Origin of the sequence: Herbiconiux oxytropis, from assembly GCF_024979315.1 — a bacterium.
Lineage (GTDB): Bacteria > Actinomycetota > Actinomycetes > Actinomycetales > Microbacteriaceae > Herbiconiux > Herbiconiux oxytropis.
The window spans coordinates 136,374-159,207 of sequence record NZ_JANLCK010000001.1 but is presented as its reverse complement, the minus strand read 5'-3'; the positions used below and the strand labels follow the sequence as shown (position 1 = coordinate 159,207).

Sequence of the window (22,834 nt, the reverse complement as noted above, 5' to 3'; positions counted from 1 at the left end):
ATCGGTCGAATCGTGTCCAAGCACCCCTCGACCTCCCGCACCACGGGCCGACTCGCCCTCCAGCTCGTCGGCCTCGTGGCTGTCGCCGCCTCCGCCTTCGTGGTGGTCGTGGCGCCCAACGTCGGCACCGCGGCCCCCGCCTCGGCGTCGTTCGCGGGCGAGTTCGATGAGAGCGGTCTCGCGCTGCAGGAGCTCGACGTGAGCGGCTCCCTGGCGGCGAGCGTGTTCCGCGACACGTACTCGGTCACCGAGGCGCCGAAGCCCGTGATCGTCGAGACCAAGGCACCCGCCGAGTCGGAGTCCGGGTCCGGCGACTCCGGTTGCCCCGATCCGAACGCGGCCGTCGCCGATCCCGCCGGAGCGCAGGCCGTCGCCGCTGGTCTCGCCGCCGAGCGCGGCTGGACGGGCGCGCAGTTCGACGCCCTCATCGCGTTGTGGAGCCGCGAGTCCGGCTGGCGCGTGAACGCCCTGAACAGCTCGAGCTGCGCATACGGCATCCCGCAGGCCCTCCCCGGCAACAAGATGTCGTCGGCCGGCGCCGACTGGCTCACCAACCCGGCGACGCAGATCACGTGGGGCCTCAACTACATCCAGGGCCGCTACGGCGACCCCGCTTCCGCCCTCGCCCACTCCGACGCGAACCACTGGTACTGATCCCATGTCGATGACGAAGAGCTCCACCCACCCCGTCGTCCGCACGGGGCTCCAGATCGTGGCGTTCGCCGTGGCCGTCGGCTTCGTTCTCCTGTTCGCGGTCGACCCCAAGTTCGGCGCCGTCGCGAACGCGTCGGAGTCGTTCGCGCCGGAGGTCACGGAGCGCGACGGCTCGGTGCAGTCGCTCGAGTTCGCGGGCGACGCCGCCGCGGCCGTCACGCGAGACGCCTACACGGTCACCCTGCCGGCGCCCCCACCCCCGCCGCCGGCACCTGTCCCCGTCCCCGCCCCCATCTCCGGTGGCGGCGTCGCTGAGGCCGCCGGCTCGTGCAGCGCCCACGTGGTGCCCACCCCGGGTGCCCCGGAGCCCGGCAGCGTGCAGGACATCGCCTACCAGGCCATGCCCGGCTACGGCTGGAGCGAACAGGAGTACTACTACCTCCTGGCGCTCTGGAACCGCGAGTCCGGCTGGAACCCCGCCGCCCACAACGCCTCCTCCGGCGCGCACGGCATCCCGCAGGCACTGCCGGGCGAGAAGATGGGCCCGGGCTGGGAGTCCGACCCGCACGTGCAGATCGGCTGGGGCCTCGGCTACATCGCCGGGCGCTACGGCTCGCCGTGCGAGGCCTGGGCGACCTCCGAGGACCAGGGCTGGTACTAGTTTCACTAGGCTGAGCCCATGAGGCTCGAGATCGTCGCCGTGGTCTGTCTGATCATCATCGTCGGGGTCTCGGCCTTCGCCCCGAAGCTCCGGCTGGCGACGCCCATCGTGCTCGTGGTGATAGGCATCGCGATCTCGATCATCCCGGGCGTCCCGCCCATCCACGTTCCCTCCGAGCTCATCCTCGCGGGTGTGCTCCCGCCGCTGCTCTACTCGTCGGCCATCAACCTGCCGCTCGTGGACTTCCGCAAGAACTTCGGCGCCATCTCGATGCTCTCGGTGCTGCTCGTCATCGTGAGCGCGCTCGTCACGGGCTTCCTGCTGTACATGATCCTGCCGGACCTGAACCTCGCGGCCGCCATCGCGCTCGGGGCCGTGATCAGTCCCACGGATGCCGTGGCCGCCACCTCGATCGGCAAACGGCTCGGCCTCCCCCCGCGCCTCATCGCGGTGCTCGAGGGCGAGAGCCTCGTGAACGACGCCTCCGCCCTCGTGCTCCTGCGCACCGCGATCGCCGCCTCGGCCGGAACCATCGCCCTCGGCGGCTTCGGGGGAGTCGTGGTCGATTTCGCCTACTCCTCGGTGCTCGCCATCGGGGTCGGCATGATCGTGGGCTTCGTGACGGTCTTCTTCCGTTCGAAGCTGCACGACTCGGTGCTCACCACGGCGGTCTCGTTCGTCATCCCGTTCCTCGCCTACATCCCGGCCGAGGCGATCGGGGCGTCGGGAGTGCTCAGCGTCGTGGTCGCGGGCCTCTACACGGGGCACATGGGGGCGAAGCACTTCTCGGCCTCGACCCGCATCAGCGAACGCCTGAACTGGCGCACCATCCAGTTCCTCCTGGAGAACGGCGTCTTCCTCCTGATGGGGCTCGAGCTCAAGGACATCTTCCTGCACGCCGTCCGCGGCAGCGGGAGCGACAATCTCGACGCGCCCCAGGCGATCGCGCTCGGGGTGCTGGCCGCGCTCGTGCTGTTCGCCATCCGCTTCGGCTTCGTGGGACCGCTGCTCGCCTTCCAGCGCGCTCGCGTCAAGCGCAAGCTCGACGCCGGGCTGATCGGCCCGCGCACCGCGGCCAACGACGCCTCGCTCGAGGAGGAGACCGGATGGCGCGGCGGGCTCGTGCTCACCTGGGCCGGGATGCGCGGGGTCGTCACCGTCGCGGCCGCCCAGTCGCTGCCGGAGGAGACGCCGTACCGCAACCAGCTCATCCTGATCGCCTTCACGGTCTCGATCGTGACCCTCGTGCTGCAGGGCGGCACGCTGCCGTGGATCATCAAGGTCACGAAGCTCAAAGGGATCGACGAGACGGCGGACCACGCCGAGTTCGCCACGCTCGTCGACGAGCTGCGCGGCGCCGGCCTGCGCGTGCTCGAGTCGCCCTCCCTGAGCCTCCCCGGGGGCGAGGAGGTCGACGAGATCGTGGTCGAGCGGGTGCGCAGCGACGCGGTGCTGCGGAGCGAGTCGGCGTGGGAGCGCGCCCGCACCGAGGCCGACCGGGTCGAGCCGCACCGGCAGTACCGCGTGCTCCGGCTCGAGGTGCTCCGCGCCGAGCGCTCGGCGCTCCTCGACGCGAGAGGGCGCGGGGTCTACTCCTCCCGCATCCTCGTGCGCGCCCAGCTCATGCTCGACCAGGAGGAGTCGCGGCTGCAGCAGACCGACGGGTCGGACTCCCACTAGGGCGGGCAGCCGCTCGTAGACTGGGGGGATGCCCCGCAGCAATCGCCCCCGCCGCCCCGGTGGCCCGGCGGCCGGTGGAGCCGGCGACGACGAGGGCGACCTCAGCCACCTGATGGCGGGCTGGCGGCGCACCGAGCACCGCCAGGGCCGCTCGTGGAACGTGCAGCCCGTGTCGGCGGCCAGCGCGGTGAAGGCGTATGCCTGCCCCGGCTGCAGCGTGCCCATCGCCCCGGGAACGGCCCACCTCGTGACCTGGCGCGCTGACGGCGTGATGGGCGATGCGAGCGACCTGGCGGCGCGTCGCCACTGGCACACCCACTGCTGGAAGATCGGAGCCTGACGAGCATGGCCGTCCACGAGATCCGCAGCTCCACCGAGCTGCCCGCCCGCCGCGAGGACATCGAGCTGCACACCGACGACGGGCTCACCCTCGTGGGCGAGCTCGCGACCCCGCTCTCGGGCGACCCGGTGGCCACGCTCGTGACGCTGCATCCGCTGCCCACCCACGGCGGCTTCATGGACTCGCACGTGCTGCGGAAGGCCGCAGCACGCCTGCCCGCCCTCGCCGACGTGGCGGTGCTGCGATTCAACCTGCGCGGTGTCGAGTCGCCGCGCGGCACGAGCGAGGGCACTTTCGACGGCGGCGACGCCGAGCGCTTCGACGTGAAGGCGGCGATGGACTTCGTGGCCGAGCAGGGGCTGCCCAACCCGTGGATCGTGGGCTGGTCGTTCGGCACCGAGCTCGCTCTCAAGTACGGGGCGGCGTACCCGATCGAGGGCGCCATCCTGCTCTCGCCGCCGCTTCACCGTGCGTCGGCCGAGGAGGTCGCCGCGTGGGCAGGCAACGGCAAGGCGCTCGTGGCGATCGTGCCCGAGCTCGACGACTACCTGCGGCCGGACGAGGCGCGCGAGCGGTTCGCCTCGGTGCCCGAGCTCGAGCTCGTGGCCGTCGAGGGCGGCAAGCACCTCTGGGTGGGGGAGCAGCAGGTGCGGCGCGTGCTCGACGAGATCGTGGCGCGGGTCAACGCTCCCGCCTACCCGCTGCCGACGAGCTACGACGCGTAGCGGGCCTCAGCGTTCGTTCTGGATCGGGATCACGACCTGCTTGATGATGAGCAGGAACGACGCGGCGATGGGGATGGCGATGAGCGCGCCGAGCACGCCGAGCAGGGTGCCGCCGGCGAGAGCGGCGATCACGACGATCGAGCCGGGCACCGACACCGCGCGGTTCATGATCTTGGGGCTCAGGAGGTAGGCCTCGACCTGCATGTAGACGATGTAGTAGATGGCGGCGACGAGCGCGGTGAGAGGGGAGCCGAGTCCCGGGATCAGGCAGACCAGCACGATGATGGTCGAGCCCGAGATGGTGCCGACGAGCGGGATGAGCGAGAGCATGCCCGCGAGGAAGGCGAGCACGGCGGGGAAGGGAGCCTGGATGATGGAGAGGAAGATGAAGCTCAGCACGCCGTTGCAGAGTGCGAGGCTGATCTGCCCCACGACGTAGCGGCCGACGGCACCCGTGACCTGCTCGCTCAAATCGGCGAAGCGCTCCCGCTTCGAGGCCGGCACGAGGCGGTAGACCGCGCGCTTCATTCCGTTCAGCGATGCCGTGAAGTAGAGGGTGAGGATGAGCACGATGATCACGCCGAAGAGTCCGCTCGCGATCCCGATCCCCACCTGGAGCGCGCCGCCGGCGAGGGCCGTGACGTTGCTGGCGTCCTGGAAGTAGGTGAGGATCGCGTTGTAGACCTCCTCGACGTCGATGAAGCCGCCGAGCTGCTCGGTGAGGTTCGTGCGCCATTGGCGGTCGAGCAGCTGGTTGACGAGGGTGGGAACGAGGTCGATGAGCTGGGAGGTCTGCTCGACGATGATCGGCACCACGGCGAACACCAGGCCTGTGAACACGCCCAGAACCGCGACCAGCACGGTGAGGATGGCGAGCCACCTCGGCCAGTGCTTGCGCTCGAGCCAGGAGATGATCGGATCGAGACCGAGGGCCACGAAGATCGCCACCCCGATGTAGGTGAGGATGGTGGCCAGAGAGGCCACGGCCCCAAGGATCAGTAGGCCGACACCCACACCCAATGTGGCCACGAGCCCCAGAGTGAAGGCGTTCTGGATCTTCAACGATGGCTCCTCGGGAGGCTCGGCCGGTCAGGCGTTGCTCAATACTAGGGGTGGATGCCGCCTGGACGTAGCCTGAGTGGGTCGCCCTGCTCCATCGGCTATCTTTTAATGTCTTTTGTCAGGAGTATTCGTGCGCTTCATCTTCGCCATCTTCGCCTTCATCATCGCGACCGCGCTGATCGGCGTCGGTGTCGCGCAACGAACGGTGTTCCTTCCCCCCAGCACCGTCACCTCCTCGGTGCAGCTCGAGGGCGGTGCGCCCTACGCCATGATCGACAGTTCGACCCTGCTCACCCACGAGGGCAACCAGACCCTCGTGCTCTCGGGCAGCGACACGGTCTTCGCCGCCTACGGCCGAACCTCGGATGTCGAGGCCTGGCTCCAGGGCTCCACCTACGACACCATCGGCTACGACGCCGAGACCGGCGAGCTCTCCTCCACCACGGTCGAGGCCGACCCCGAAGGCGCCGAGAACGTGGCGAGCGGATCCGCCGACCCGGCGGGCAGCGACCTCTGGCTCGAGCAGTTCCAGACCGACGACGCCATGTACCGCACGCTGAGCCTGCCCGCCGGGTACTCGGTGCTCGTGGCGTCGGACGGCACCCAGCCGGCGCCCACGACCGTGCGCCTGTCGTGGCCGATCCCGAACGCCACGCCGTGGGTGGGGCCCCTGATCGTGGCGGGCGTCGCGTTCCTTCTCGCCGGACTCGTGCTCCTCGTGCTCGGCCTCCTCGACATGCGCCGCTCGCAGCGACCCCGCCGGAAGCCGCCGGCACTGCCCAAGGGCAAGCGGTTCAGCCCGTCGCGCACCAACGGCATCGAGTCCGGCGTGAAGCGCGGCCGGCGCTCCATCGCCCCCTTGATCGCCGCACCCGTCGCGCTGGTCTCCGTGCTCGCGCTCGGCGGCTGCTCCTCCGACTACTGGCCCCAGGCGGCCCCCCAGACCGCGTCGACCGATGCCGCCGAGACGGTGACTCCGACGCCCGAGCCCTCGAGCACCCCCGGCGCCGACGCGCAGCCCACCGAGGCCGTCGACGAGGACACGCCCACCCCCGCCGTGACCGAGGCGCAGCTCGCCGCCATCGTCTCGGCCATCTCCGGGGTCACCGCCGAGGCCGACGCCTCGTCGAACACCGATCTGCTCTCCCAGCGGTTCTCCGGGCCCGCGCTCGAACTGCGCTCGGCGACCTACGCCATCCGGGCCGCATACCCCGAGTACCCGGCTCCGCAGGCCATCCCCGCCGGACCCCTGCAGGTCGTGCTGCCGCAGGCGAGCTCGGTGTGGCCCAAGACGGTCTTCACCATCGTGCAGGGGGAGGACACGGTCGTGCCGCCCGTCGCCCTCATGCTCGTGCAGGAGACCCCGCGCTCGAATTACAAGGTCTCCTACGAGATCACGCTCGAGCCCGACACGAGCCTGCCACCCGTGGCCGCCGCCAGTGTGGGCACCACGCGGCTCGCGCCGGACACGAAGCTGCTGCAGATGACGCCGGACGAGCTGAAGACGGCCTACGCCGACATCCTCACCACCGGCGACACCAGCCAGTACATCGACCTCATCGACCCGGAGGGCGACACCCTGCGCACCCAGGTCGGCGCGCAGTACAAGGCCGACAAGAAGGCCGGCTTCTCCGACACCGCGTCGATCGAGTTCGCCCAGGTGCCGGCAGCGGGCCAGAACATCGCCCTCGCCACGAGCGCCTCGGGCGCCCTCGTGGCGGTGGAGCTTCGCGAGTCGGAGACGGTGCGCCCCGTGGAGTCCGGCGCCACCATCAGCACCCAGGGCGCCGTCAAAGCGCTGTCGGGCATCGACGAGACCGCCAAGGGCACCGAGGCCGTCTACGACTACCAGCTGCTGTTCTACATCCCGCCCTCGGGTGACACCTCGAAGGCCGAGCTGCTCGGCTTCACCCAGGGCCTCGTCAGTGCGAAGGAGCTCCCGTGACCATGCCCCCGCCCTCCGTCGGCAACCTCCGCGGTGCCGTCGACCTCTCGTCGCTCGTGAACCGGGCGAACGCCCCTGCGGGCGCCGCTGCTGCTACACCCGGGGTTCCGGCGCCGGGAGCCGAGGGAGCGCCTGTGGGCACCCTGCCCTCGCTCGTGCTCGAGGGCACCGACGCGAACTTCACGGGCTACATCGAGCTCTCGAACACGGTCCCCGTGATCGTCGACCTCAAGGCCGACTGGGCCGAGGCGAGCAAGGAGCTCACCGCACTGCTGGTGAAGCTCGTCACGGAGTACGCCGGCAGGCTCGTGCTCGTGGGCGTCGAGGCGCAGGAGAACCCGCAGCTCGCCCAAGCGTTCCAGGCCCAGTCGGTTCCCACGGTCGCCGCTCTCGTGGGCGGCCGGCCGCTTTCGCTCTTCCAGGGCACCTACCCCGAGGAGGAGCTGCGCGCCGTGCTCGAGCAGGTGCTGCAGCTCGCGGCCCAGAACGGCGTCACCGGGACGGTCTCGGTGGCCGGTGCCGACGCATCCGTCGCGGACGCGGGCGAGCCCGTGGAGGAGCCGCTGCCGCCGCACCACGCGGAGGCCTACGAAGCGATCGAGAAGGGCGACTACGCCCTCGCCATCGCCGAATACCAGACCGCCATCGCGCAGAACCCGCGCGACCTGCTCGCGGTCGCCGGCCTCGCCCAGGTGCAGCTGCTCGCGCGCCTGCAGGACAAGTCGCTCGACGAGATCCGCGCCGCTGCCGCCGAGGCGCCCGACGACCTCGACGCGCAGCTCCTAGTGGCCGACCTCGACCTCTCGGGCGGCCACATCGACGACGCCTTCGGCCGCCTGCTCGACCTCTTCCCGAAACAGGACCCCGACGGCAAGAACACCGTCCGCACCCGCCTGCTGGAGCTCTTCGAGGTCGTGGGCACGGATGACCCGCGGGTGGCGGGGGCGCGGCGCAGGCTGGCGGGGCTGCTGTATTGACAGCACGGCGGAACTAGTCGGTGGGTGGGACGGCTGTGCTAGTTGGCGCGCCGGTCCCCGCCCGGCGCGCGCGACATGTTCCGGTGAGGTCGCTGTCGCGGCCTCGCCGTCACCCTGGGTCGTCGAGTAGGGCCGGTCGCGTTCGCATCACCCGCATCGTCATTCCTGGCAGGCGACGACTACATCCCCCACGTCATTCACCGGAACTTCTGCACGGTGCTGAAAGCCGCTGGCCGTTCTTAGACGACCCAGGGCGCCGGCGAGGCCGCGTGAGCGACCTCACCGAAGCATGTCCGCCTGCGCCGGGCGGGGACCGGCGCAGATAAATAATCTCTCCCTCAAGCCCGATAGGGCTTCAGGAACAAAGCCGCCAGCGGCGGCAACGTCAGTTCCACCGACGCCGGCCTCCCCGACCAGGGCACGTACTCCGCCTCGACCGAGCCGTAGTTGCCGACGCCCGAGCCGCCGTACTCGACGGCGTCGGTGTTGACGAGCTCGTCCCAGCGGCCGCCGAAGGGCAGGCCCACGCGGTACGGGCCCACGGGGGCGCCGGAGAAGTTCATCAGCACGGCGATCGGGTTGCCGTCGGAGTCCCAGCGGAGGAACGACACGAGGTTCTGCGACGCCGAGCCGCCGTCGATCCACTCGAAGCCCGCGGGCTCGTTGTCGAGCGCCCAGAGGGCGGGGTTCTCCCGGTAGACGCGGTTGAGGTGCCCCACGAGCGCGTGCAGCTGCTGGTGCACCGGCTGGTCGAGGATCCACCAGTCGAGTCCGCGCTCCTCGCTCCACTCGGAGGGCTGACCGAATTCCTGGCCCATGAACAGCAGCTGCTTGCCGGGGTGCGCCCACATGAAGCCCAGGTAGGCGCGCAGGTTCGCGAGCTTCTGCCAGTGGTCGCCCGGCATCTTGCTGAGCAGCGAGCCCTTGCCGTGCACGACCTCGTCGTGCGAGATCGGCAGCATGAAGTTCTCGCTGAAGGCGTAGATGAACGAGAAGGTGATCTTGCCGTGGTGGTAGCTGCGGTTCACGGGATCCTCCTCGATGTACTCGAGGGTGTCGTGCATCCAGCCCATGTTCCATTTCATGCCGAAGCCGAGCCCGCCGCGGTTCGTGGCGTGCGTGACGCCAGGCCACGAGGTCGACTCCTCGGCGATCATCACGATGCCGGGGTACTTGCGGTAGGCCGTGGCGTTGACCTCCTGCAGCATGCTGATGGCCTCGAGGTTCTCGCGCCCGCCGTACTGGTTGGGCAGCCACTCGCCGTCTTTCCGGCTGTAGTCGAGGTAGAGCATGCTGGCGACCGCGTCGACGCGCAGACCGTCGATGTGGAACTCGTCGAACCAGTAGAGGGCGTTCGCCACGAGGAAGTTGCGTACCTGGCTGTTGCCGAAGTCGAACACGAGAGTTCCCCAGTCGGGCTGCTCGCCGCGACGAGGGTCCGAGTGCTCGTAGAGGGGCTCACCGTCGAAGCGGGCGAGCGCCCACTCGTCCTTGGGGAAGTGCCCGGGCACCCAGTCGACGAGCACGCCGATGCCGGCCTGGTGCAGCCGATCGATCAGGTAGCGCAGGTCGTCGGGCGAGCCGAAGCGCGACGAGGGTGCGTAGTAGGAGGTGACCTGGTAGCCCCACGAGCCGCCGAACGGGTGCTCGGCGAGCGGCATGAACTCCACGTGCGTGAAACCGAGGTGCTGCAGGTAGGGGATGAGCTCGTCGGCGAGGGTGCGGTAGTCGAGTCCGAGCTTCCAGGAGCCCACGTGCATCTCGTAGACGCTCATCGGCTGCGTGTGCGGATCCGTCTCGGCGCGCTTCGTCATCCACTCGCCGTCGTTCCAGGCGTAGTTCGTGTTGTCGATCCGTGAGGCCGTGAGCGGGGGCACCTCGGTGCCGCGGGCCATCGGGTCGGCCCGGCTCACCCACTGGCCGTGCTGGGTGAGGATCTCGTACTTGTAGTTGGCTCCGGCCGCGAGCTCAGGGATGAAGATCTCCCAGACCCCGGTGCCGCCGAGGCTCCGCATGGCGTGGCGCACACCGTCCCAGCCGTTGAAGTCGCCGATCACACGGACGGCCCTGGCGTGCGGCGCCCACACGGCGAACGCGGTTCCGGGGAAACCGGCGTCGACGCCCCACTTCTCCTCGACGCGGGCGCCGAGCACCTCCCAGAGCGTCTCGTGCCTGCCCTCGCCGATCAGGTGCAGGTCGAGCTCGCCGAGCGTGGGGGAGAAGCGGTACGGGTCGTCGGCGGTCCAGGTGCTGTCGTCGTCGTAGTGCGCCTCGATCGTGTAGTCCGAGAGCCCCGTGAGGGTGTGGCCCTGCCAGATGCCGGCGTGCAGGTGGGCGAGATCGACGCGGGCGCCGTTCGCGAGCACCGCGGTCACCTCGCGGGCGAGCGGCCGCAGCGAGCGGATGACCGTGACCGGGTCGCTGACACCCGGCAGCTCGACAAGGTGCTGGCCGAGCACCGAGTGCGGGTCGTAATAGCTGCCGGCCGCGACGGCGTCGAGCGTCTCGACGGGGATCTCGGGGAGGGCGGGGGCTGCGGAGGGGATGGGCAGCGTCATCAGGAGTCTCGTTCCGTCTCGGGATGCGCGTCGTCGACCGGCGGACTGACGTGCAGGATGTGCGCGGGCTGCGTGAAGGCATCCAGCCGCACGTAGTTGTGATCGGACCACTCCCAGTGATTGCCGCTCAGAAGGTCGGTCACGCCGAAGACGGCGCCCGGCTGGAGCCCGAACTCGGTGAGGTCGAGGTGCACGGTGGTCTCGCGCACGGAGTGCGGGTCGACGTTCACGACCACGATCACCGTGTCGGAGACGCCGTCAGGGGTGAACTCGCCGTCGAGGTGCTTGGAGTAGACCACGATCGAGTCGTCATCGCTGCCGTGGAACCGGAGGTTCCGCAGCTGCCCGAGCGCCGGGTGCACGCGGCGGATGGCGTTCAGTCGCGTGATGTCCTCCGCGATCGAGCGCCCTGCCGCCTCGGCCGCCACGAAGTCGCGCGGCTTGTACTCGTACTTCTCGTTGTCGAGGTTCTCGTCGGCGCCGGGGCGCGCGACGTTCTCGATCAGCTCGTAGCCCGAGTAGACGCCCCAGGTGGGAGCACCGGTGGCCGCAAGCACAGCCCGGATGCGGTAGGCGGCGGTGCCGCCGAACTGCAGGTACTCCGTGAGGATGTCGGGGGTGTTGACGAACAGGTTGGGCCGGAAGAACGCGTCGGTCTCCTCGGAGATCGAGGTGAAGAACTCCTCGATCTCCTCCTTCGTGTTCCGCCAGGTGAAGTAGGTGTACGACTGCTGGAAGCCCACCTTCGCGAGGCCCTGCATGGCGGCCGGCCGGGTGAAGGCCTCGGCGAGGAAGACGACCTCCGGATGCGCGGCGTTGACCTCGTGGATGACCCACTCCCAGAAGTCGAGCGGCTTCGTGTGCGGATTGTCGACACGGAAGATCGACACGCCTCGAGCGATCCAGAACTCCAGCAGGCGGAGCGCCTCGGCGCGGATCCCGGCGGGATCGTTGTCGAAGTTGATCGGGTAGATGTCCTGGTACTTCTTCGGCGGGTTCTCCGCGTAGGCGATCGTGCCGTCCGGGAGGGTCGTGAACCACTCCGGGTGCTCTTTCACCCACGGATGGTCGGGCGAGGCCTGCAGGGCGAAGTCGAGCGCGATCTCGAGCCCGGCCTCCTTGGCCTCGGCCACGAAGCGGTCGAAGTCCTCGAGCGTGCCGAGATCCGGGTGCACGGCGTCGTGACCGCCGGCCGCGCCGCCGATCGCCCAGGGCGAGCCCGGATCGCCCGGCTGCGGGTCGAGGGTGTTGTTGCGGCCCTTGCGGAACGCCTCGCCGATGGGGTGGATGGGCGGCAGGTAGAGCACGTCGAATCCCATGGCGGCCACGGCCGGGAGGCGTTCGGCGGCGGTGCGGAAGGTGCCGCTCCGCCAGGTGCCGTCGGCGTCCTGCTCCGCACCGATCGAGCGGGGGAAGAACTCGTACCAGGCGCCCGAGCCCGCGCGGGTGCGCTCCACGCGCAGCGGATGCCACGCGGAGTGCGTGACGAGGCTCTCGGCCGGGCGCACGGCCAGGGCATCCGTCACAGACTTCTGGTAGGCGGAGGCGAGCCGCTCGGTCTGCGGCCCTGCGGTGGCGCCGAGCGTGGCGGCGACCTCGGCGAAGAGCGCCCGGTCGGCCTCGGGCCGCGAGCTCTCGGCGGCCAGGCGCGCGAAGAGCTCGGCGCCGAGGGCGAACATGAGCTCGACGTCGACGCCCGCGGCGATCTTGATGCCGGCGTTGTGCTCCCAGGTGGCGTAGTCGTCGGAGTAGGAGCGGATGCGGAAGCGCCAGTCGCCCTCGCTCGTGACCTGCGCGAGGCCCCGCCACTCGTCGTCCCAGCTGTGGGTGCGGGTGAGCGGACGGTCGATCACGGTGCCGTCGGGCGCTTCGAGCTCGAGGTGCGCGCCGACCGCGTCGTGGCCCTCGCGGAACACCAGGGCGCCGAACGGGATCACCTCACCCACGAAGCCCTTGGCGGGCCAGCGGCCTCCCTCGACCTGAGGGAAGACCCCGAGCACCGGGATGCGGCCGATCGAGGGCTGGAACGTCGTGGGGGGTGCGGACGCGGTGGTCGCCGCGGCGCTCGTCGGGCTTTTGGCCGGAGTCTTGACGGGGGCGGTCTTCTCGGCCGGCGCCGCCGACGATGCCGCTGGTTTCTTGCGCGTAGCTGCCACGCTTCAGACCCTACCGACAAAGGAGAGGCCTGCAACCCGTGTTCACGAGGCCGCAACCCGACTGCCCTAGGCTGACGGGGTTGGTCGGAGCCCACCCCCGAAGGAGACCACCCCCGTGAAGGCGATCCGCAGGTTCACCGTCCGTTCCGTTCTGCCCGAGTCGCTGTCGGCGCTCGGCGAGCTCGCCGCCAATCTGCGCTGGGCCTGGCACGAGCCCACGCGGCAGATCTTCGCCCACATCTCGCCGGAGGACTGGCGCTCGACCCTCGGTGATCCGGTCGCGCTGCTGGGGGCCGTCCGCCCCGAACGCCTCGCCCAGCTCGCCGACGACCCGGGCTTCGTGGCGTGGGCGAACAGCCTCCGCGACGACCTGCACGCCTACCTCGAGGCACCGCGCTGGTACCAGGGGCTCGAGGGCGTGCGCCCCCGCACCATCGGCTACTTCTCACCCGAGTTCGGCATCGCCGCCGCGCTGCCGCAGTACTCCGGCGGGCTCGGCATCCTCGCCGGCGACCACCTCAAGGCGGCCTCGGATCTCGGGGTGCCGATCATCGGCGTGGGGCTGTTCTACCGCTCCGGCTACTTCTCCCAGGCCATCTCGCGCGACGGCTGGCAGGAGGAGAGCTACCCCGTGCTCGACCCCGACGGCCTGCCGCTGTCGGTTCTGCGGCTGGCCGACGGCACACCCGCCCAGATCGTGCTGGCGCTCCCCGACGACCGCGCGCTCTACGCCCGCATCTGGCAGGCGCAGGTGGGCCGCGTGCGCCTGCTCATGCTCGACACCGACATCCCCGACAACGACGACGATCTGCGGAGCGTCACCGATCGGCTCTACGGCGGGGGCGGGGAGCATCGCCTGCTGCAGGAGCTGCTGCTCGGCGTGGGCGGCGTGCGCGCGCTCGAGGTCGTCTCCGAGCTCACCGACCAGCCCATGCCCGAGGTCTTCCACACCAACGAAGGCCACGCCGGATTCCTCGGCCTCGAGCGCATCTCGCACCTCATCGGCGGAGGGCTGTCGTTCGACGAGGCCCTCGAGGTGGTGCGCGCCGGCACGGTGTTCACGACCCACACTCCCGTGCCTGCGGGCATCGACCGCTTCGACCGCTCGCTCGTGCAGCGCTACTTCTCGACCGACATGCTGCCGGGGCTCGACGTCGGCGACGTGCTCGCGCTCGGCGCGGAGGACTACGAGGGCGGATCGCCCGACATGTTCAACATGGCCGTGATGGGGCTCCGTCTCGCCCAGCGCGCCAACGGCGTCTCGGTGCTGCACGGCGAGGTGAGCCGGGGCATGTTCTCCGGGCTGTGGCCAGGCTTCGACCGCGCCGATGTGCCCATCACCTCGGTCACGAACGGTGTGCACGCGCCCACCTGGACCGATCCGCTGCTGCAGGAGCTCGCCCGCACGAAGCTCGGCACCGGCCACACGACCACGGCCGACTGGACCTCGGAAGCGGTGACCGACGCCGAGCTCTGGGCCGTGCGCGGCGACATGCGGCGCCAGCTCGTGCACGACGCGCGTCGCCGGGTCACCGAGGCGTGGCGCCGGCAGAACCCCGACTCCATCCCGCCGGCCTGGTACCAGGGACTGCTCGACCCGACGGTGCTCACCATCGGGTTCGCCCGGCGGGTGCCCACCTACAAGCGACTCACCCTCATGCTGCACGACCCCGAGCGCCTGAAGTCGATCCTGCTGAACCCCGAGCGGCCGATCCAGTTCGTGGTGGCCGGCAAGTCGCATCCGGCCGATGAGGAGGGCAAGCGGCTCATCCAGAAGCTCGTGCACTTCGCCTCCGACCCCGAGGTGCGGCACCGGATCGTGTTCCTGCCGAACTACGACATCGGCATGGCGCAGCTGCTCTACCCCGGCACCGACGTGTGGCTCAACAACCCGCTGCGGCCGCTCGAGGCCTGCGGCACCTCCGGCATGAAGGCCGCGCTGAACGGCGGGCTCAACCTCTCCATCCTCGACGGCTGGTGGAACGAGTACTTCGACGGCGAGAACGGCTGGGCCATCCCCACCGCCGACTCGGCGGGAGACGCCGCCGAGCGCGACGCCCTCGAGGCCGAGGCGCTCTACGACCTGCTCGAGAACCAGGTGGCGCCGCGGTTCTACGATCGCGACGCCGACGGCATCCCGAGCCACTGGATGCAGTCGATCCGGCACACCCTCGCGACCCTCTCGCCCGAGCTGAGCGCCGAGCGGATGGTGCGCGAGTACGTGCAGCGGCTCTACGTGCCGGCGGCCGCGGCCGAGCGGGCGATGACCGTCGACGACCACGAGGCCGCCCGCGGGCTGGCGGAGTGGAAGCACCGGATCGAGGACGCCTGGGGCGGGGTCGCGGTGGTGCACGTGGAGTCCGGCGGACTAGACGACACCCCGCAGGTGGGCGACGAGCTGCACGTGCGCGCGCACATCCAGCTCGGAGCGCTGTCGCCCGCGGATGTCGCGGTGGAGGTGGTCTACGGGCACGCGGTGCACGGCGACGACATCTCGGAGGCGGCCACGGTGGAGCTGTCGACGCCGCACGATGCGGGCTCGGATGCGCGTGCCAACGGGGATCCCGGCGCCGGCTCGACCGAGCGGGTCTACTCCGGCACGGTCGCCCTGGCGAGGTCGGGCTCGTTCGGCTACACCGTGCGCGTCGTGCCGAAACACGCCCATCTCGCGTCGCCGGCGGAGCTCGGCCTCATCGCCGTCGCCCACTGACCGGATCGGGCTGACGCGGAGGGTGCGTCGCACGGATGATCTCGAGCTTCTCGGGGAACACCGTCAGCATGAGCTCGCGCACGGCCGGCTCCTCGTCGTAGTCGTCGAGCATCCGCACGCCCAGGATGACGTTCGAGAGCATGCCACCGGCGAGGAAGGACGATGCCTCGTCGGCTGACATGCCGCCCTCGTCCCGGAGCAGGCGATAGACGTCCATGAAGCCGCAGCGCGCTGACGGACCGATGACGGGCTCGGCACCCAGGGCGAAGGCGTGCATGAGGCAGAGCAGGATGCCGCGGTTCGCGGTGAGCTCGAAGTACGCCAGACCCAGGCGTCGGCCGAGCGGCACGGAGGGGTCTCCGGCGATCGCGGCGCGGAACGCCTCCATGAGCTGGTCGAGGGCCCGCCCCAGGACGTCGAGGAAGAGCTGCTGCTTCGTGCCGAACATGCGCACCACGTAGGGCTGGCTGACCCCGGCGGCCCTCGCCACGGCATCCGTGCTCGCGCCGTGGTAGCCGGCCTCGCCGAAGACGGTCGTGGCGGCGTCGAGCACGAGCTCGCGCCGCTCGTCGGAGGACATCCGCGTCTTCTTGTCGGTCACGCTTGACATGGTATCAGTTGATTACTTATCGTCACTTGTAATCATCCGATTACCTCATTCCGAAGGAGTCTCTCGTGGCGATCACCGACACCCGATCAGCGCCGACCGCCGATCGGCCCACCCGGCCGGCCCGGCGCATCCCGGTGTGGCTCGCCATCGTGGCGGCGAGCGTGCCCATGTTCATGGCCTCGCTCGACAATCTCGTGGTCACGAGCGCCCTTCCCGTGCTGGGCCGCGAGCTCGATGCGTCGATCGAGCAGCTCCAGTGGTTCATCAACGCCTACACGCTGAGCTTCGCCGCCTTCATGCTCCTCGCGGTGGCGCTAGGTGATCGCTACGGCCGGCGCACGGTCTTCCTCGCCGGCATCGGGGTCTTCACGGCGGCCTCGGCCCTCTGCGCCGTCGCCCTCGAACCCGGCATGCTCATCGCGGCACGCGCGCTGCAGGGCGTCGGCGCTGCGGCGCTCATGCCGCTCTCGCTCACCCTCCTCGTCGGTTCGGTGAGCGCCCGACTCCGGCCGCTCGCGATCGGCATCTGGGGCGGGGTCGCGGGCCTCGGAGTGGCGACCGGGCCGCTCATCGGCGGCGCCGTGATCGAGGGCTTCAGCTGGGAGGCGATCTTCTGGCTCAACGTGCCCATCGGCATCCTGAGCGTGCCGCTCGTGCTGCTGGCGCTGCCGAACTCGTTCGGGGCGCGACTCCGGGCCGACGTGGTGGGCGTGCTCCTCGCCGGCCTCGGCGTGCTGGGGCTCGTCTTCGGGATCGTGCGCGGCAATGACGCGGGCTGGTCGAGCCTCGAGGTGGCCGGGGCGCTCGCCGCGGGCGCCGTGCTGCTCGTGGCGTTCGTGCTCTGGGAGCGCCGGGTGCCGAACCCGCTGCTGCCGCTCCGGCTGTTCCGCGACCGCAGCTTCACCGTGGCGAACATCGTGGGGCTGACCTTCAGCTTCGGCATCTTCGGGTCGGTGTTCATCCTCATCCAGTACCTGCAGATCGTGGGCGGGGCGACACCGCTCGAGGCGGGCGTCATGACGATGCCGTGGACTCTCGCGCCCATGGTGATCGCGCCGCTCGCCGGCCTGATCGCGCCGAGGGTGGGCACGCGCCTGCTCATCGTCGCGGGGCTCGTGCTGCAGGCCGTCGGCGTGGGCTGGCTCGCCGCCGTGATGTCGACCACGCTCGACTACGGCGCCCTCGTGCCCGCCTTCGTCTTCGCCGGCGTGGGCATGGGACTCGTCTTCGCCCCCTCGTCGACCGCCGTGCTCGCGAACATGAGCTCGGACGACAACGCGAAGGCCTCGGGCACCAACTCGACCCTCCGCGAGATCGGGGTGGCCCTCGGCATCGCCGTGCTCACCGCGGTGTTCACGGGGGCCGGCGGCTCGTTCACGCCCGACGGGTACGTCGACGCGGCGATCCCCGCGATCGCGGTGGGGGCAGGGGCCCTCGCGCTCGCGGCGGTGGTGGCCCTCTTCCTCCCGGTGGGCCGCGACCGCCCGGCGGCCCGCGACCTTCGGGCGGCCCGCGACCTTCGGGCGGCTCCGGCCGCGCCCTGAACTCCGGCCGCGCTCGGAGCTCCAGCGACTTGACAGTAGTTGTGCGTAAGAGCGCCGACTTGGCACATCTTGTGTCAAGTCGGCGTCTTTAGCCGCAACTACTGTCAAGTCGCGAGGGACGGGGGCGGTCAGACGGGGCGGACTGGCGCTCAGACCGCGCGGTAGAGCTGGAGGGAGGCCGCCGCCACCTCGACCTCCTGGCCCGGCGCGAAGCGGGGGAGCGGGTCGTCGTGGTGGTGGGTCGTCGGGGAGTCTTGGCCCGAGTCCCAGAGCAGCTCGTAGGCCTCGACGTCGTCATGCACGGGGAGCGTGACCGCGATCGGCTCCTCGACACCGTGGATGACGGTCAGGATGCGGTTGAACGGCTCCTGGTCGGGGGTCGACGCCGCGACGTACTGCAGCGTGCGGTTCTCGGCGGAGTTCCAGTCGGCCACCGACATCGACTCGCCGCGGGCGTCGTACCAGTCCATCTGGCTGGCCCCCGGGGTGCGCTCGCCGAAGACCCCGTACCGGATGGGCCGGAGCGCGGGGTTCTCACGTCGCATCCGGAGCAGGTGCTGGGTGGTGCGCCAGAGGTCCTTCTGCCAGGTGCGGCGGTCCCAGCCGATCCAGGTCAGCTCGGAGTCGTGGCAGTAGGCGTTGTTGTTGCCCTTCTGGCTGCGGCCGAACTCGTCGCCCGCCGTGATCATCGGCACTCCCGCCGAGAGCAGCAGCGTGCCCATGAGGTTGCGCATCGCCCGGCGGCGGGACTGCTCGATCGCGCGGCTCGTGGTGGGCCCCTCGATGCCGTGGTTGTACGACATGTTGTTGTCGGTGCCGTCGCGGTTGGCCTCGCCGTTGCCGACGTTGTGCTTGACGTTGTAGGCGGTGAGGTCGGCGAGGGTGAAGCCGTCGTGAGCGGTCACGAAGTTCACGCTCGCGAGCGGGCCGCGGGCCTGCACGAACGTGTTCGACGAGCCCGCTATGCGGGTGGCGAGCATGCCCACGCCGTCGCCCGGGTTGCCGTTCTCGCGGATCGACTTGATGTCGCGCAGCCAGAACTTGCGCATCCGGTCGCGGAACCGGTCGTTCCATTCCGACCAGCAGGCGGGGAAGTTGCCGGTCTGCCAACCGCCCATCCCCACGTCCCACGGTTCGGCGATCATCTTCACCCCGGCGAGCTCGGGGTCGTCGACGATGCCGGTGATGAGCGGATGCTCCGGGTCGTAGTAGTGGTCGGCGTTCCGGCCGAGGGTCGCCGCCAGGTCGAAGCGGAAGCCGTCGATCTGCACGTCGTTCGCCCAGTACCTCAGTGAGTCGAGGATGAGCCGGGTGGCCGCGGGCGTGGACGTGTCGATCGAGTTGCCGCATCCGGTGACGTCGATGTAGTCGCCGCGCGCCGTCTGGCGGTAGTAGGAGGCGTTGTCGATGCCGCGGAAGCTCGTGGTCGGGCCCATCCGCCCTTCTTCGGCGGTGTGGTTGTAGACCACGTCGAGGATGACCTCGAGGCCGGCCTCGTGCAGCAGCTTGACCATGCCCTTGAACTCGCGGAGCACCGCGCCCGGCCCCTCGGCCTGCGCCGCCCTCGAGGCGTAGAGGCTGTGCGGGGCGAAGAAGCCCAGGGTGTTGTAGCCCCAGTAGTTGGTGAGGCCCTGCTTCTGCAGGCGCTGCTCGCTCACGAAGGCGTGCACCGGGAGGAGCTCGACGGCCGTCACACCGAGGCTCTTGAGGTAGCCGATGCTCGACTCGTGCGCGAGGCCCGCGTAGGTTCCGCGGAGGTTCTCGGGGATACGGTTGTTGATCTTCGACAGGCCCTTGACGTGGGCCTCGTAGATGACGGTGCGGTCGAGGGGGGTGCGCGGCTTCTCGACGCCGTTCCAGTTGAACTCCTCGTCGACCACCACACTCCGCCACTGCTCGCGGCCGGAGCGCACGAGGCCCCTCGCGTAGGGGTCGAGGAGGGCGAGTGTCGGATCGAAGGCGTCCATCGGCCCGTCGGGCCCGTCGACCCTCAGCGTGTAGCGGCGGCCGGGCGCGAGGGAGCGGGTTCGCGCCGACCAGACGTCGCCCGCATCCTTGGTCATCGGCACGGTCTTGTAGATCCAGTTCGGATCCTTGTGGTCGTAGAGGCAGAGCTCCATGCTCGTGGCGTTCTGCGACCACACGCGCAGCTCGCCGCCATGGGAGGTCTGACGCACGCCGAGGCGCGCGAGGGGGTCGGCCGGGGTCATGGGACTTAGAGTAGTTGCAGGCTTCCGCCACCTCGAAATCCGCTAGATCACCGCCGTTGCGCCCGCTTGGATCGCGAATCACGATGCCCGTCTACCTTGACCACGCCGCCACCACGCCGCTGCTTCCGGTGGCGCGCTCGGCCTACATCGACGCCCTCTCGCTGGTGGGCAACCCGTCGTCGATCCACTCGCAGGGGCAAGGGGCGAAGCGGATGCTCGAGGAGGCTCGCGAGGCGATCGCCGAGTCGGTGGGGGCCGAGCCGGTCGAGGTGATCCTGACCTCCGGGGGGACCGAGTCGATCAACCTCGGGGTGAAGGGGCTGTGGTGGGCCCGGCAGGAGGGCGCGGCCGGCGCGCCCGGTTCGCGCCCGGTCGTGCTGGTGCCGGGCGGGGAGCACCACGCCACGGTCGACGCGGTCGAGTGGCTCGCGCGGCACGAGGGCGCACAGGTGGTGGAGCTGCCGGTGGACTCCGTGGGGCGTGTCGACCCGGTGGTGCTGCGCTCGGCGCTCGAGCTGCACGGCGCATCCGTGGCTCTCGTGACGCTGATCTGGGCCAACAACGAGGTGGGCACGGTGCAGCCGGTGGCCTCGCTCGTCGCGGTCGCCGACGACTTCGGGGTGCCCGTGCACGTCGACGCGGTGGCGGCCTACGGGTACCTGCCGATCGACTTCCACGCGGTGGGGGCCGCGGCGCTGAGCGTCTCGGCGCACAAGATCGGCGGACCCGTGGGGGTCGGCGCGCTCGTGCTCGCACGGCGGAGCACGGTCGAGCCGCTCATCCACGGTGGCAACCAGCAGCGGGTGCGCTCGGGCACCCAGGATGCGGCGGGGGCCGCGGCGTTCGCGGCGGCGGCGCGCGCGGTGACTGGGGAGTTCGCCGACGGCCCCTCTCCGTTCGTGGCCGGGCTCGCAGCTCTCCGCGACCGGCTGGTGGCCGGGGTGCGGATGGCGGTGCCGGAGGCGGTTCTGCGAGGGGACGACCCCGCCTCGGACGGCGGGCGGGGGCGGCTGCCGGGCAACGCGCACTTCACGTTCCCGGGCTGCGAGGGCGACTCGCTGCTGTTCCTGCTCGACATGGCGGGGTTCTCGGTGTCGACCGGATCGGCGTGCCAGGCGGGGGTGCCGGAGGTGTCGCACGTGCTGAAGGCGATGGGCGTTCCGGATGACGAGGCGCGCGGGGCCCTGCGGTTCACGCTCGGGCACGGGACCACGGCGGACGACATCGACGCCCTCGTGGCGGCGCTGCCCGCGGCCTACGCGGCCGCCCGGCGTGCGGGGTTCGCGGCGCGCGAGGTGGGGCGGTAGCGGGTCGGATGTCCGTCGCGCGGGGGATGCCGGGCGCTCGGGTGCCGCCTAGCGTGGAAGGACAGGACGAGACCATCGACGCATCGCGCACGAGGAGCAGACCGTGACGAACCACCACCCCACCCCGAAGCCACCCGCCGTCGGCCGGTCCGACGGCTCGCGGCTGCCGGCCGACGGCTACGCGGTCTGGTACCTCATCGGCGCCACCTTCCTCTTCGCGGGCGCAGCCTTCGCCTTCACGATGGATCTGTTCCTCGTGGGCATCCTGGGTCTGGCCGCGGGCGCCGTCGTGGCCGCCGCGGGGCTCTGGGTCTGGCGTCGGGCCCACGTGGCGGGACGCGCCGACCCTCAGTCGTTACCGCACCCGCAGGCACGCAGCGCCCCCGCACCTGAGCGCCCGGGTAGCGCTCACCGCTCCAGAGCGTCGGTTGTCGAGCGTTTAGCGTTACCCGACGCGAGGTGGTCCTCTCGTTCCTGTGGAGAACTTCTGCGCGGGCATGCGGGTCTGGCACCCTGGGCGGATGCCTCGACGAGTCGCGCTGCTGGATCCGCTGCTCGGCGCGAGCACCTCCGGGAGCTCGGCTGGACGGTGGTCGTGGTGCGGCGCTCGGGCCTCTACCGCCACCCGGGGCTCGCACGGGTTGCAGGGCGGGCGCGCTAGAGGTTGAGGGTGGTGAGGACCGCGAGGTGGTCGGAGGCGCCGACGCGGAGGGTGGTGTGGGAGACGACCTCCATGCCGCGCTGCAGCACGTGGTCGAGGCGCGTGGCCGGGAAGGCGGCGGGCCAGGTGAAGCCGAGACCGCCGCCGGACTGGTTGGCCTCGTCGAGGGAGTCGAACAGGCCCGCCATCGAGCGGTCGGTGGAGGCCGCGTTGAAGTCGCCGAGCAGGAGCAGGCGCGAGTTCTCGTCGCGCGGGGGGTAGTCGGCAAGGTTCGCGAGCATCTCGTCGCGGGCGGCGTGGTCGCCGGGCCTGGCCGACGCGGCATGCACCACGTAGATGCTCACGAGGCCCGACGGCGTCGCGAGGTCGGCGGCGATGCCCCGCTGCCAGCCGAGACCGAGGTCGAGCGCCTGAGCGTTCTCGATCGGGTAGGCGCTCCACACCCCGACGGTGCCGATGCCGTAGGTGTACGGGTAGGCCTCGCCGAGCACGCCGGCGACCTCCTCGCGCCCCGCGTCGTCCATCTCCTGCAGCGCGATGACCTGCGCTCCGGTCTCGGCGAGAGCACGCGCCGACTCCCCGGCGGTGCCGGAACCGGCCTCCACGTTCTGGCTCGCCACGGTGAGGGTCGACGCGGATGCGGCCGGTGCCGTCCAGGAGAGCGGCACCATCGCGGGCACGAACATGACGGCCCAGACGATCACGGGCACCACGGCGGCGAGGATCGCACCCCGGCTGCGGCTGACGAATGCCGCGACGACGAGCACAGGGATGACGAGACCGAGCCACGGCAGCGCGGATTCGACGAGCAGCCCGAAGCCCGCGATATCGGGCACCAGGAAATGGAACCCGAGCGTGGCCGCGACGACGAGCGACAGCACGCACACCACGAGGGCGAGCCCGGTGCGGGGCCGCCTCCGCCGGGTGATGGTGCGCGCGGTGCGGCCGGGCGCCTGGAGCAGTGCAGACATCCCGAACATTCTGCACGCACCGACTGGACGTTGCCCTCATCATGGGCATGAACTCCCGGGGTC

General features: G+C 70.6%; 17 protein-coding genes. 11 read left to right on the top strand and 6 right to left on the bottom strand.

The window, feature by feature from the left end; translation table 11 throughout:
* Positions 1-12 precede the first annotated feature (12 nt).
* The 5 genes from N1028_RS00760 to N1028_RS00740 are packed head-to-tail and all read left to right on the top strand — an operon-like array spanning position 13 to position 4,060.
* On the top strand, positions 13-654 hold the full coding sequence (locus N1028_RS00760) for an aggregation-promoting factor C-terminal-like domain-containing protein (RefSeq protein ID WP_259524837.1): 642 nt from the start codon (positions 13-15) through the stop codon (positions 652-654).
* Between the two features lie 10 nt (positions 655-664).
* On the top strand, positions 665-1,315 hold the full coding sequence (locus tag N1028_RS00755) for an aggregation-promoting factor C-terminal-like domain-containing protein (RefSeq protein ID WP_259524836.1): 651 nt from the start codon (positions 665-667) through the stop codon (positions 1,313-1,315).
* Positions 1,316-1,333: 18 nt separating this feature from the next.
* Entirely contained in the window at positions 1,334-2,995 is a 1,662-nt protein-coding gene (locus tag N1028_RS00750) for a cation:proton antiporter (protein WP_259524835.1), read from the top strand.
* A gap of 28 nt (positions 2,996-3,023) precedes the next feature.
* A complete protein-coding gene (locus N1028_RS00745) occupies positions 3,024-3,335 on the top strand; it encodes an Rv1322 family protein (RefSeq protein WP_259524834.1) in 312 nt (103 codons plus the stop codon).
* Positions 3,336-3,340: 5 nt separating this feature from the next.
* Positions 3,341-4,060 (top strand): alpha/beta hydrolase, encoded by a 720-nt coding sequence (locus tag N1028_RS00740; protein ID WP_259524833.1) that lies wholly within the window; start codon positions 3,341-3,343, stop codon positions 4,058-4,060.
* Between the two features lie 6 nt (positions 4,061-4,066).
* Here the strand turns inward: N1028_RS00740 and N1028_RS00735 are convergent, their stop codons facing one another.
* The gene (locus tag N1028_RS00735; protein WP_259524832.1) at positions 4,067-5,122 is read right to left on the bottom strand and encodes an AI-2E family transporter; all 1,056 of its coding nucleotides are present in this window, start codon (positions 5,120-5,122) and stop codon (positions 4,067-4,069) included.
* Between the two features lie 130 nt (positions 5,123-5,252).
* Here N1028_RS00735 and N1028_RS00730 point away from each other — a divergent pair, with 130 nt between their 5' ends.
* Positions 5,253-7,067, top strand: a complete 1,815-nt coding sequence (locus tag N1028_RS00730) for a DUF8094 domain-containing protein (protein ID WP_259524831.1) — start codon at positions 5,253-5,255, stop codon at positions 7,065-7,067.
* Positions 7,064-8,044: a tetratricopeptide repeat protein gene (locus N1028_RS00725; protein ID WP_375163396.1), complete on the top strand. Its 981-nt coding sequence runs from the start codon at positions 7,064-7,066 to the stop codon at positions 8,042-8,044. Before N1028_RS00730 ends, N1028_RS00725 begins: the two co-directional genes overlap by 4 nt.
* A 338-nt stretch (positions 8,045-8,382) precedes the next feature.
* Here N1028_RS00725 and glgB read toward each other — a convergent pair whose 3' ends face one another.
* Positions 8,383-10,602 (bottom strand): 1,4-alpha-glucan branching protein GlgB, encoded by a 2,220-nt coding sequence (gene glgB / locus N1028_RS00720; protein WP_375163395.1) that lies wholly within the window; start codon positions 10,600-10,602, stop codon positions 8,383-8,385.
* Positions 10,602-12,758, bottom strand: coding sequence for an alpha-1,4-glucan--maltose-1-phosphate maltosyltransferase (locus tag N1028_RS00715; protein ID WP_375163394.1), 2,157 nt, complete (start codon positions 12,756-12,758; stop codon positions 10,602-10,604). The genes glgB and N1028_RS00715 overlap by 1 nt, the downstream gene beginning before the upstream one ends.
* Positions 12,759-12,873: 115 nt before the next feature.
* Here N1028_RS00715 and glgP point away from each other — a divergent pair, with 115 nt between their 5' ends.
* Positions 12,874-15,468, top strand: coding sequence for an alpha-glucan family phosphorylase (gene glgP, locus N1028_RS00710; protein ID WP_259524830.1), 2,595 nt, complete (start codon positions 12,874-12,876; stop codon positions 15,466-15,468).
* Here the strand turns inward: glgP and N1028_RS00705 are convergent.
* A complete protein-coding gene (locus N1028_RS00705) occupies positions 15,449-16,069 on the bottom strand; it encodes a TetR/AcrR family transcriptional regulator (RefSeq protein ID WP_259524829.1) in 621 nt (206 codons plus the stop codon). The genes glgP and N1028_RS00705 overlap by 20 nt on opposite strands.
* Before the next feature lie 74 nt (positions 16,070-16,143).
* Between N1028_RS00705 and N1028_RS00700 the strand changes: the two genes are divergently transcribed.
* Entirely contained in the window at positions 16,144-17,622 is a 1,479-nt protein-coding gene (locus N1028_RS00700; RefSeq protein WP_259524828.1) for an MFS transporter, read from the top strand.
* 149 nt (positions 17,623-17,771) lie between these two features.
* Here N1028_RS00700 and glgX read toward each other — a convergent pair whose 3' ends face one another.
* Complete coding sequence (gene glgX / locus N1028_RS00695) at positions 17,772-19,832, bottom strand: glycogen debranching protein GlgX (protein ID WP_259524827.1); 2,061 nt, start codon at positions 19,830-19,832, stop codon at positions 17,772-17,774.
* An 83-nt stretch (positions 19,833-19,915) separates the two neighbouring features.
* Between glgX and N1028_RS00690 the strand changes: the two genes are divergently transcribed.
* Together N1028_RS00690 and N1028_RS00685 are read left to right on the top strand one after the other, a co-directional pair.
* Positions 19,916-21,139 (top strand): cysteine desulfurase family protein, encoded by a 1,224-nt coding sequence (locus tag N1028_RS00690; RefSeq protein WP_259524826.1) that lies wholly within the window; start codon positions 19,916-19,918, stop codon positions 21,137-21,139.
* Positions 21,140-21,242: 103 nt separating this feature from the next.
* Positions 21,243-21,800 (top strand): hypothetical protein, encoded by a 558-nt coding sequence (locus N1028_RS00685; RefSeq protein ID WP_259524825.1) that lies wholly within the window; start codon positions 21,243-21,245, stop codon positions 21,798-21,800.
* Here the strand turns inward: N1028_RS00685 and N1028_RS00680 are convergent.
* A complete protein-coding gene (locus N1028_RS00680) occupies positions 21,797-22,771 on the bottom strand; it encodes an endonuclease/exonuclease/phosphatase family protein (RefSeq protein ID WP_259524824.1) in 975 nt (324 codons plus the stop codon). The genes N1028_RS00685 and N1028_RS00680 overlap by 4 nt on opposite strands.
* Between the last annotated feature and the right edge of the window lie 63 nt (positions 22,772-22,834).

Bases quoted from the DNA above. Each gene is read 5' to 3' on its own strand.
- glgB (WP_375163395.1), bottom strand. From the start codon at position 10,602: ATGACGCTGCCCATCCCCTCCGCAGCCCCCGCCCTCCCCGAGATCCCC.
- N1028_RS00745 (WP_259524834.1), top strand. From the start codon at position 3,024: ATGCCCCGCAGCAATCGCCCCCGCCGCCCCGGTGGCCCGGCGGCCGGT.
- N1028_RS00750 (WP_259524835.1), top strand. From the start codon at position 1,334: ATGAGGCTCGAGATCGTCGCCGTGGTCTGTCTGATCATCATCGTCGGG.
- N1028_RS00755 (WP_259524836.1), top strand. From the start codon at position 665: ATGACGAAGAGCTCCACCCACCCCGTCGTCCGCACGGGGCTCCAGATC.
- N1028_RS00740 (WP_259524833.1), top strand. From the start codon at position 3,341: ATGGCCGTCCACGAGATCCGCAGCTCCACCGAGCTGCCCGCCCGCCGC.
- N1028_RS00680 (WP_259524824.1), bottom strand. From the start codon at position 22,771: ATGTCTGCACTGCTCCAGGCGCCCGGCCGCACCGCGCGCACCATCACC.
- glgX (WP_259524827.1), bottom strand. From the start codon at position 19,832: ATGACCCCGGCCGACCCCCTCGCGCGCCTCGGCGTGCGTCAGACCTCC.
- N1028_RS00690 (WP_259524826.1), top strand. From the start codon at position 19,916: ATGCCCGTCTACCTTGACCACGCCGCCACCACGCCGCTGCTTCCGGTG.